At 43.0% G+C, this 2620-nt stretch carries 2 protein-coding genes; both read left to right on the forward strand.

Annotated features, from left to right (window positions below; all coding sequences use genetic code 11):
* Window positions 1-354 precede the first annotated feature (354 nt).
* Window positions 355-1233: a 4Fe-4S dicluster domain-containing protein gene (locus QZZ43_RS09355; protein WP_291858240.1), complete on the forward strand. Its 879-nt coding sequence runs from the start codon at window positions 355-357 to the stop codon at window positions 1231-1233.
* A gap of 143 nt (window positions 1234-1376) precedes the next feature.
* Window positions 1377-2620, forward strand: a 1244-nt coding sequence (gene hcp, locus QZZ43_RS09360; protein WP_291858242.1) for a hydroxylamine reductase, incomplete at its 3' end; no start/stop codon positions are given.

The following is a 2620-nucleotide window of genomic DNA, read 5'->3' on the forward strand; positions in this document are numbered from 1 at the left end:
CGACAGTATTCAAGCAAGCTTGATACTGTCCTCGCTAATCGCAATAATCCAAGACCTTGGCAGCTTTCGCTCTAAAAACTACGGTTCTTTTATCGTAATCGTCAAAACTCATCTCGCTTGCTGGGCGCACGTGATTCAAACAGAGACGATTTAACGATAAAACAACCTTGTTTTAAGGCTTACCTGCCAAGGTCAGCCCCTATCAAGCCAGTCAATACGTTTAAAATATTTATTTTGGAAAGAATTCTACGCAAATATAAAATTATTTCGTCCATTGTAACAAATGTTACAAACAAAAGATGTAATTGTCCTTTTATTTGCATCCAGTAAAAAGAACCAATAATCAATGAATCCATGATAAGAGAAGTTGTAAAAATAGATGAAGCGTTGTGCGACGGATGCGGAAACTGCATTCCCAACTGTCATGAAGGTGCTCTCCAGATGATAGACGGAAAAGCACGTCTGGTAAGTGACCTCCTGTGTGATGGTTTGGGTGCCTGCATTGGACATTGTCCGCAAGGTGCCATTACCATCGAAAAGCGGGAAGCAGAACCCTACAATGAAGTGAAGGCCATCAAACTCATCATTCCAAAAGGAAAGAATACGGTGGTGGCACATCTCAAGCATTTACGTGACCACGACGAGACCGAATATATGAAAGAGGCCGTAGAATACATGAGAGCAAATAAACCCTCATTGCCTTTCGACCTGAACGAAGTTATCCGGGAGATGCACCGTCCAAAAATAGGGATGATGCAACAACCACAGGCACAAGGATGTCCCGGATCTCAGTCAAAAACCATTTCCAGAGATCCGGCTCATAGATCAGCGCCAGCAACAGAACAGGCCCCATCCGAACTACGCCAATGGCCGGTACAAATGCACCTTATCAATCCAGCTGCAGGTTACTTCAAAAAAAGTGATATGGTTTTGGCTGCAGATTGTGTGGCCTTTGCAATGGGAAATTTTCATAGTAAATTGCTTAAAGGGAAAACACTTGCCATTGCCTGCCCAAAACTAGACCAGGGAATGGAAATTTATATGGAAAAGATTATCCGGCTCATCAATGAAGCTCAAATAAACACATTGACTGTCGTGATGATGGAAGTACCCTGCTGTGGTGGCCTGCTTCAAATTGTACAGCGTGCAGCCGCAAAGGCCTCACGAAAAGTGCCCATCAAAATGATGGTGGTGTCGGTAGAAGGAGAAATAATTAAAGAAGAGTGGGTTTGAGCAATGAGCAATGTTTAATTATCAGGAATCAATTAACCATTATCAATAGGCGGTTATCAGTTAGTAAATGCAAAAATTCTAATTTCTACTGATTACTGACTCAAATACTAATGACTAAATACTAATTTCTAAAATCTTATATCATGAGCATGTTTTGTTTTCAATGTCAGGAAGCAGCCAAAGGAACCGGTTGCGAAATTAAAGGGGTTTGCGGAAAAACTTCTGATGTAGCCAATCTTCAGGACCTTCTTCTATTTGTCACCAAAGGAGTGGCATGGTGGAGCAGGCAAGCTGATGAAGCAGGAATAAAAAATCCTGTTGCAGAAAAATACATCATCGACTCCATGTTTATTACCATTACCAATGCCAATTTCGATAGGAATAAAATCATTGCTCAAATCAAAAAGGGATTTGAAGTACAGGATAATTTGGCAGAAAAACTGGGAAACACTCCCGAAAACACTCCCGAATGCGCTATCTGGAGAACCGACTCCGAGGAAGCAATGGAAGAAAAAAGCACCAGTGTAGGGGTACTTAGTCACAAAGATGAAGATGCCCGGTCGTTGAAAGAACTGCTGACCTACGGAATGAAAGGTATTGCCGCTTATGCAGAACATGCACACAACCTGGGTTATCACAATGCAGAAGTGAATGCCTTCATGAAAAAAGGGCTGGTGGCAACAGTCGATGATAGTTTGGGAGTAAATGAACTGTTGCCAATGGTTCTGGAATGCGGAAAGTATGGCGTAGAGGTAATGTCTCTGCTCGATAAAGCCAATACGGAAAGCTATGGTCATCCGGAAATAACCTCTGTGAATCTGGGCGTAGGTAAAAACCCCGGAATTTTGGTTAGCGGTCACGATTTAAAAGACTTCGAAGAGTTGCTGAAACAAACAGAAGGAACCGGTATCGATATTTACACCCACAGCGAAATGCTTCCGGCCAACTATTATCCGGCATTTAAAAAGTATAAGCATTTTATTGGTAACTATGGAAACTCATGGTGGGCACAAACCACCGAATTTGAAAGCTTCAACGGACCGGTTCTGCTGACTACCAACTGTTTGGTTCCACCTAAGAAAAGTTACAAGGACCGCATTTATACCACCGGAGCCGCCGGTTTCGATGGATGTCCCCACATTGCTGAACGCAAAGACGGTCAGCCTAAAGACTTCTCCGTGCTGATTGAACATGCAAGAAATTGTCAGGCACCTACAGAGATAGAAACTGGCGAAATCGTTGGTGGATTTGCCCACAATCAGGTAATCGCACTGGCCGACAAAGTTGTTGATGCAGTAAAATCGGGCGCCATCAAGAAATTTGTGGTTATGGCCGGATGTGACGGTCGCATGAACTCACGTAATTACTATACCGATTTCGCACGGGA

Source organism: Marinilabilia sp., from assembly GCF_016278715.1.
Taxonomy (GTDB): domain Bacteria; phylum Bacteroidota; class Bacteroidia; order Bacteroidales; family Marinilabiliaceae; genus Marinilabilia.

Bases quoted from the DNA above. Each gene is read 5' to 3' on its own strand.
- QZZ43_RS09355 (WP_291858240.1), top strand. From the start codon at position 355: ATGATAAGAGAAGTTGTAAAAATAGATGAAGCGTTGTGCGACGGATGC.